This is a genomic window from Legionella anisa (assembly GCF_001467525.1).
In the GTDB taxonomy this organism is placed as follows: Bacteria; Pseudomonadota; Gammaproteobacteria; order Legionellales; family Legionellaceae; genus Legionella; species Legionella anisa.
Map to the genome: position 1 here is coordinate 23,396 of NZ_LNXS01000006.1, position 7,976 is coordinate 31,371.

A 7,976-nucleotide genomic window follows, 5' to 3' on the forward strand; every position below is an offset into this window, starting at 1 on the left:
AAACATATCCTATGAACGTAGCCTGGGTGCAGCGCAGCGGAACCCGGGTTTCGCTGCACTGCACCCAGGCTACATTTTTACAATTATTCATCTGAATAGGTTCGTTTTCGACTTAATAAAGCAAGAAGGGGGGGTAATACTGAAATAAAAATGATGCCGTAAATTACTACGGTGAAATTTTCTTTTATTAATGGAATTGAGCCGAGAAAATAGCCTAAGCTCAATAAACTGGCGATCCATATTAAGGCACTGATCAAATTGTACAACGAGAAATGAACAATTCGCATTGTCCCTATACCTGCAACAAAAGGTGCAAAAGTGCGTATGATTGGAAGGAAACGCGCAAAAATTATCGTTTTACCTCCATGTTTTTCATAAAATGCATGGGTTTCCTCTAAGTGTTTTTTATTAAGCAGCCAGGATTTATCGGTAGAAAAAATACGAGGGCCTAGTAGTCGACCAACCAAGAAATTAATTTGATTTCCCAAAACTGAGGCAAGAAACAGCAGCAACAACAAAATTGAAATATTTAACGGGTTCCCTGGTTGTGCTGCGATACTGCCTGCAGCAAATAGTAACGAGTCTCCCGGTAAAAAAGGGGTGACAATAAGTCCGGTTTCGCAGAAAATTACTGCAAACAAAAACAAATAAGTCCAAAATCCATAGTTTGAAACAATGGTATTTAGGTAAACATCAATATGAATAATATAATCAAAAATAGTGTTTAAAATCATTTTATATTGAAATTGAATGAAATAAAGTAAATATTCTTACATACTTATTTCTTAATTAATATAAATTTTATGTCTTCAGCGTGCCTGCTTTTGCTATTCTTATAGAATAGACCAATATAAGGAGTATGTATGGCTCAGAAGAATGGCGCATTGCAAAAACAAAAAACGATGAAGAATCTAAATTCATGAATACGTTATTTCATCTCGCTTTTCCAGTGCATGATCTGGCTCTGGCAAAAGATTTTTATCACCATAAATTGGGTTTTTCGTTAGGGCGTGAGTCGGAGCATGCATTGATTCTGGAATTTGACCATCATCAAATTGTGGCACATAAAGTTGATGCGATCCTTCCTTTACAAGAAAGTATTTATCCACGACATTTTGGTTTAATTTTTCTTGATCGACATGAGTTTGATGTTTTTTTGGCACAAATTAAAAAAGAGCACATTCCCTTTGAAATTCCACTAAAAACACGGTTTAAAGGCACTCGAATTGAACATCAATCCTTTTTCTTGAAGGATCCAAGCAATAATTTGTTGGAATTTAAATATTATCAATTTGCTTCAGCCATTTTCGGTGAACAAAATTTTAAAAAAATTGGTGAATCTTCTAAGGAGTGAATAAGCTTTGATTCTTTTGAATATACAAAGCGTTTCAGTACTCAAAAATCAAATCATTTTAGCTCAAGCTAGCGAAATGGAAATAGACACTAATGATGCCACAATAAGTTGAATAACCATTTCTGTAATCTTACAATGGATTTTTATAGGTGGATTTTTTCTAGTCAAGGATGCTTTGTGCGTTTTCTATTCCCTATCAGTTTGTTCTTAAGCGCTGTTCTTTTGTTTAGCATTCAACCTATGGTTGCTAAATCTTTATTACCTGTTTATGGGGGAACACCTGCAGTTTGGACTGTATGCATGCTTTTTTTTCAGGCTATATTGCTATTTGCTTATGGATATGCCGCAGTGCTTGGTTTTTTTAATAAACCAAGTGTATGGCGATTGACGCACGCCACACTCGTCTTCTTGAGTTTTATTGTGTTACCTCTTGTATTTCAACCCTTGATACTTCATGAATCACCTGAATGGAGCATTTTATCTAATTTATTTACCCAATTGGGGTTACCCTTAATTGTTATTGGTGCCTCAGCACCTTTATTACAATTTGCATACAGTCAGACTAAGGAAAAAGGCGCTGGAGATCCTTACTTTTTATATGCTGCTTCTAACCTAGGTAGTCTCTTATCTTTATTACTTTACCCTTGGGTCATCGAACGTTTTATTGGCTTAAAAAATCAATTTTTTTTATGGAACATAGTTTATGTAATTTATCTGGTTCTGTTGTTTTTTATTCTCATTTCTAATCGTTATCAACCGCTGGAAAAACAAAATGAACTCGCTGCAGTTTGGTCTTGGCAGAAAATACTGTATTGGATTTTTTTAAGTTTTGCTCCATGCAGTTTAATGCTGGGAGTGACTTTGTATATTACTACAGATATCGCGGCCACACCTTTATTTTGGGTGTTGCCCTTGGCTTTGTATCTGCTTACTTTTGTGCTTGTATTCACTAACAAACCCTTGATTTCATTTTCATGGATAGCCAGAAATGCTGTATTTTTTCTCATTTTTCCGATTATTGGTTTTATTTTAAATGCAGGACAAATAAAGGCTTGGCAGGGTATTTTGTTTCATTTGTCGAGTTTCTTCATGTTGGCATTGCTGTGCCATAGTCAGTTATTTTTAAGCAGGCCTAAGCCACAGTCCCTTACGTTATTTTATTTTTGCTTAGCTCTTGGGGGGGTACTGGCGGGTGTGTTCAATGGAGTTTTAGCACCACGTTGGTTCAACCAGATTTATGAGTATCCTTTAGCAATCTTACTAAGTCTTTTTGCTTTGCCGCAATTGTCAAGAAAGTATGGTTGGTGGGTCCCTGTGGTTGTTCTGATTCTTATGCTGTTGCATTACAGCATTAATGCTATCCATTGGCCTAAAGGTTTTTCATCTTTCCAGATCTGCGCTATTTTGGCATTAATTGTCATAGTTATCTGGCAAGAAAGTAAAGCCAGCTTGATTTTATCGTTATTCATTTTATTTGGGTTTATTTTTTCACCACTATTACAAAATGATTCAATTTTAATGCAAATACGCAATTTTTATGGGGTAAAAAAAGTAATAGACAAACAAGGAACACATGTCTTAATCAATCAGTCTACAGTGCATGGATTGCAAGCTACAGGAGAGAAAAAACCTGCTGGACTGACTTCTTATTATGGCGCGGTTAAACCCCTGGTGGGGGCCATGCAACAAAAATGGAGCTCTTTATCAGTAACAATTATTGGCTTAGGTATTGGTACTATGATCTGCCAATTTCGAAAAGAAGATCAAATTAAAGTCATTGAGATTGATAATCAAGTTATTGATCTCGCAAAAAATCCTCAATTATTTACCTACTTACGTGATTGTCCGCCGCGTGTGACCATTATGAAAAATGATGGAAGATTGGCTGTAGAACAATTACCGGATCATTCCCAAAACTTATTGGTCATTGATGCTTTTAGTTCAGATGCAATTCCTGTGCATTTATTAACTCTTGAAGCATTTACTTTATATCAACAAAAAATTACCGAAGACGGGGGTATATTGATTCATTTAAGTAATCGGCATATGAAATTATTACCTGTGATCAATGCTGCTGGTAGGTCTTTGGAGTTGATGGTGCTTTATTTAAATAATAAAGGTATTCTGTCATTAGGTCAGTTTGATTCTCAGTGGGCTTTTTTGACTTCTAATGAAAATCTGGCTTTTCAAATTATAAAAGAGGCTCGTTGGCACTTTAATACAAGCGACGAGCAGTTTTTATGGACTGATGATTATTCGAACTTAATCCCATTATTCAAATGGTAGGGTCTGTTTACATTTCTACTATCTTGGCCAAAATCGTTTGATTTTCTGTGCTCCGATGCTCACATACTTCGTGTATGCTGCGCTTCGGTGCTCGAAAATCAAACGATTTTGACTCAAGCTAGCGAAATATAAACAGACCCTAACAAAGAGCTAAGTGGTAATTTTATCGTAGCCTGGGTGAAGGCGTAAGCCGTAACCCGGGGAAATATACGGCAAACCCGGGTTTCGCTGCGCTTCACCCAGGCTACGTGATAGGAGGTTAAGATGTGAATCCAATGAATGTTAAACTTCAGCTAAATTTCCTTTAGACTCCAACCAGACTTTTCTGTCGCTTGCTCGTTTTTTATTTAACATCATATCCATAATTGCTTCAGCTCCTTCCTCATCATCCATGGTTAATTGAACCAAGCGTCTGGTATTGGGATCCATGGTTGTTTCACGTAATTGTATCGGATTCATTTCACCCAAGCCTTTGAAGCGCTGAACATTTGCTTTAGCTCGAGTTGTTTGTGTCAAGTGATTGAGGATACGAGTTTTCTCTTCATCATCCAGAGCATAATAAACATCTTTGCCTGCATCAATTCGATAAAGTGGAGGCATAGCCACAAATACATGTCCTGCTTGAACCAGTGGTTTAAAATGGCGTAAAAATAAGGCGCAAATCAACGTTGCAATGTGTGCTCCATCGGAGTCGGCATCTGCGAGAATGCATAATTTACCGTAACGAAGCCCACTCAGATCAGAAGAACCGGGATCTACCCCAATCGCCACGGAAATATCATGAATTTCCTGGGATGCCAAGACTTGTGATGAATCCACTTCCCAGGAATTAAGAATCTTCCCACGCAGGGGCAATATTGCTTGAAAGTCTTTATTACGTGCTTGTTTTGCTGATCCACCTGCTGAATCACCTTCTACTAAAAATAATTCAGCTTGGCTTAAGTCAGTGAGTAAGCAGTCAGCCAATTTACCTGGAAGGGCAGGTCCTTGACTTACTCGCTTGCGTGCTACTTGTTTGGCCTGTCTCAAACGTTTTTGTGCACGGTCTATTGCCAAAGAAGCAATTGCTTCACCTTGATTGCGGTGTTGATTGAGCCACAATGCAAACGCATCTTTAACCACATTACTGACAAAGGCTGAAATTTGGCGGGAACTTAAGCGTTCTTTAGTCTGGCCTGCGAATTGTGGCTCTTTCATCTTAACTGATAATACATACTGGCAGGGCTCCCACAGATCATCTGCGGTAAGTTTTACTCCTCGAGGCAGTAGATTTCTTAATTCACAAAATTCAGCCATGGCATCAAATAAACCGGATCGTAAGCCATTAACGTGGGTACCGCCTTGAATCGTTGGAATTAAATTCACATAACTTTCACTAAAACCACTGTTTGCTCCATCAGACCAAACCAAAGCCCAGTCAACAGTCGCTTCGTCACTTTTGAATTCGCCTGTAAAGGGTTCTTCAGGTAAGTACTCTCCATCGGGTAATGATTGATTTAAATAATCAATAAGCCCTTGCTCATAGCACCAATGCATTTCTTCATTACTTGTCTTATTGACAAAAGTCATGGACAAGCCAGTGCAAAGTACGGCTTTGGCTCTAAGCACATGAGTAAGATGTTTTACTGAAATACGCGTTGTATCAAAATACTTGGCATTGGGCCAAAAACGGATAATTGTACCTGTATCTCTTTTTTTAGTAAGGCCTGCTTCATTTAATTCACACAATTTATCGCCATTGGCAAATGACATTTGATAAATAATTCCATTGCGTTTAATGGTGACATCAAGACGATCAGAAAGGGCATTCACTACAGAAACACCTACTCCATGTAATCCACCAGAAAAGCTGTAATTTTTATCAGAAAACTTACCTCCGGCGTGTAAGCGCGTCATAATGACCTCAACACCACTTAAGCCTAATTGTGGATGTAAATCAACTGGCATACCGCGACCATCATCTTCTACTTCAATAGAACCATCTTCATGAAGTGTGACACGTATATTGCTTGCAAAGCCTGCCAATACTTCATCCACGCTGTTATCAATCACCTCTTGTGCCAGATGATTAGGGCGTGTCGTATCGGTATACATGCCGGGGCGCCGTTGAACAGGCTCCAGTCCACTTAAGACTTCAATTGCTTGGGCAGTATAGTTTTCTGACATGGGTATTTCTCAAATAAAAGTTAGGTTTATTTTACCATATATTATGATACAGTAGACCAAAGACGCATATTCCTTTTATAAATCTATTATAAAGAGCCCCTGCTCTGCAAGCAGAAGAAGATCAGAAGGTCGTCACTGAACCCTGGATTTGGGGCGTCTAGGGTAGTGTTTCATCAAGCGAAACAGAAAACATATGCAAAAAAATAGTGTTGAAATTCATCAATTGTCTGTAGCTTTTCAAAATCACCATAAAACGGTATCTGCTTTGGATGAAGTCAGTTTTAGTTTACATCCTGGTGAAACCTTGGTTTTATTAGGAGAGTCAGGTTGTGGTAAGTCCTTAACTTCTTTGGCATTAATGCGTTTGTTACCAAAATCCGGTGTTTATGGAATGGATAGCCTCATTCATATGGATGGACAAGACATTCTGGATTTACCGGAGCAGATGATGCGGCAATTGAGAGGCCGCAAGATTGCAATGATTTTCCAAGAGCCAATGACGGCACTTAATCCGGTGATGACTATAGGAGAACAATTGACAGAAGCTTTGGTAAAATGTAACTCCTTTAACAAGCAAGAGCTGCAAGAGGCATTATTATCCTTGCTTCATGAGGTGGAAATGCCTCAACCAGAAGTTAAAATCCATCAATATCCACATCAATTGTCCGGTGGACAGAAACAACGCGTAGTCATTGCTATGGCTTTGGCTTGTAAACCCGATGTTTTAGTTGCTGATGAGCCAACAACCGCTTTGGATGTTACAATCCAGGCTCAAATCCTTGCATTACTCAAAAAAGTACAAAAAAACCATCAGATGAGTTTACTGCTCATTACCCATGATCTAGGGGTACTTAGAGCTATGGCATCTCGAGTATGTGTGATGTATGCAGGGCAAGTGGTAGCGCAATCTTCTGTTGATGATTTTTTTTCACGAATAAAGCAGCATCCCTATGTACAGCAGTTGTTGGCTTCTGTGCCTTCTTTCGCAAAACGTGAGGAACGGTTGTCGGTAATTCGAGGGTTTGTACCTTCGTTAGAGGAAATGCCTTCAGGTTGTCGTTTTCACCCACGGTGTATGTATGCATTTGAGCGTTGTCCAGTAGAAGAGCCGCAATTACAAGAACAAAGTGGTCGATTGGTACGATGTCATTTATATCCTGACTTAGATGAACTACCTCCTTTGCAAAAAAATAAAATAGCCTGGGATGTTGCATCTTCTGAAGCAAGAACAATACTCACAGTGAGGAATTTATCTGTTGGGTTTATCCAGAAAAAAGGAGTATTCAGCCGCCATAAAGTTATATTTAAAGCAGTTGATGGTCTTTCATTTCGTTTGCAGCAAGGAAAAACCTTAGCTTTGGTAGGTGAATCAGGATGTGGAAAAACTACGGCCAGTCGTGCTTTGTTGCGTTTATTGCCTATTTCTGGAGGCGAAATACATTATAAAGAATACGATGTGCTGGCATTAAAAGGACGCCCATTAAGAGAATACAGAAAAAAAGTACAAATTATTTTCCAAGATCCTTTTTCATCGATGAATCCACGAATGACAGTAGGAGAAATAATAGCCGAGGGCATGCATGCCCAGGGGATGAAACGTACTGTAATTAACCTAAGGCAAAAGGAATTGTTAAACCAGGTCAACTTGCCTAGCAATAGTTTACAACGTTATCCGCATCAATTTTCCGGTGGCCAAAGACAACGAATTTGCATCGCGCGCGCTTTGGCAACAGAACCAGATGTTTTGATTTGTGATGAACCAACGAGTGCTTTAGATGTTTCTGTGCAGGCACAAATTCTCAATTTATTAAAGGAATTACAGCAGGAAACGGGTATTTCTTATTTATTTATTACCCATAATATGGGAGTAGTCTCCTATATTGCTGATGAAGTGCTCGTGATGAAGAATGGAGTAGGCGTTGAGTTTGGAAGTTGCGAATCCCTTTTTAAAAATCCTAAAGAAGCGTATACACAGCAACTTTTAAATGCTGTTTTAGATGTTTTTTAATCAAAATTTCAAGTTACTACGAACTATCTTTTTCATATTTTATTCATTAAAAATGTGATATATTTGCGCACTATTTGGATAATAAAGTCTTAGTATTATTATCCTGGAAAAAGCAGTTGAAGCCTACTGCGCAAGCTAAAGGTACCGAATCTACCAGATCTT

At 38.4% G+C, this 7,976-nt stretch carries 5 protein-coding genes; 3 read left to right on the top strand and 2 right to left on the bottom strand.

Annotated features, from left to right (window positions below; all coding sequences use genetic code 11):
• Positions 1-83 precede the first annotated feature (83 nt).
• Positions 84-734 carry a DedA family protein gene (locus Lani_RS02835; protein WP_019233843.1) on the bottom strand — a complete coding sequence of 217 codons (651 nt, stop codon included), beginning with the start codon at positions 732-734 and terminating at the stop codon, positions 84-86.
• Between the two features lie 125 nt (positions 735-859).
• On the opposite strand from Lani_RS02835, the gene Lani_RS02840 reads away from it, so the two are divergent.
• Together Lani_RS02840 and Lani_RS02845 are read left to right on the top strand one after the other, a co-directional pair.
• Positions 860-1,354: a VOC family protein gene (locus Lani_RS02840; RefSeq protein ID WP_019233842.1), complete on the top strand. Its 495-nt coding sequence runs from the start codon at positions 860-862 to the stop codon at positions 1,352-1,354.
• A gap of 135 nt (positions 1,355-1,489) precedes the next feature.
• Positions 1,490-3,640: a spermidine synthase gene (locus Lani_RS02845; protein ID WP_040522654.1), complete on the top strand. Its 2,151-nt coding sequence runs from the start codon at positions 1,490-1,492 to the stop codon at positions 3,638-3,640.
• A gap of 282 nt (positions 3,641-3,922) precedes the next feature.
• On the opposite strand, the gene parE is transcribed toward Lani_RS02845, so the two are convergent.
• Positions 3,923-5,806: a DNA topoisomerase IV subunit B gene (parE, locus tag Lani_RS02850; protein WP_019233840.1), complete on the bottom strand. Its 1,884-nt coding sequence runs from the start codon at positions 5,804-5,806 to the stop codon at positions 3,923-3,925.
• Positions 5,807-5,999: 193 nt separating this feature from the next.
• Between parE and Lani_RS02855 the strand changes: the two genes are divergently transcribed.
• On the top strand, positions 6,000-7,814 hold the full coding sequence (locus tag Lani_RS02855; protein ID WP_019233839.1) for an ABC transporter ATP-binding protein: 1,815 nt from the start codon (positions 6,000-6,002) through the stop codon (positions 7,812-7,814).
• The last annotated feature ends 162 nt before the right edge of the window (positions 7,815-7,976 follow it).

What these genes read in the sequence shown, in the direction of transcription:
- Lani_RS02835 (WP_019233843.1), bottom strand. Translation starts at nt 734, where the DNA reads ATGATTTTAAACACTATTTTTGATTATATTATTCATATTGATGTTTAC.
- Lani_RS02840 (WP_019233842.1), top strand. Translation starts at nt 860, where the DNA reads ATGTATGGCTCAGAAGAATGGCGCATTGCAAAAACAAAAAACGATGAA.
- Lani_RS02845 (WP_040522654.1), top strand. Translation starts at nt 1,490, where the DNA reads ATGGATTTTTATAGGTGGATTTTTTCTAGTCAAGGATGCTTTGTGCGT.
- parE (WP_019233840.1), bottom strand. Translation starts at nt 5,806, where the DNA reads ATGTCAGAAAACTATACTGCCCAAGCAATTGAAGTCTTAAGTGGACTG.
- Lani_RS02855 (WP_019233839.1), top strand. Translation starts at nt 6,000, where the DNA reads ATGCAAAAAAATAGTGTTGAAATTCATCAATTGTCTGTAGCTTTTCAA.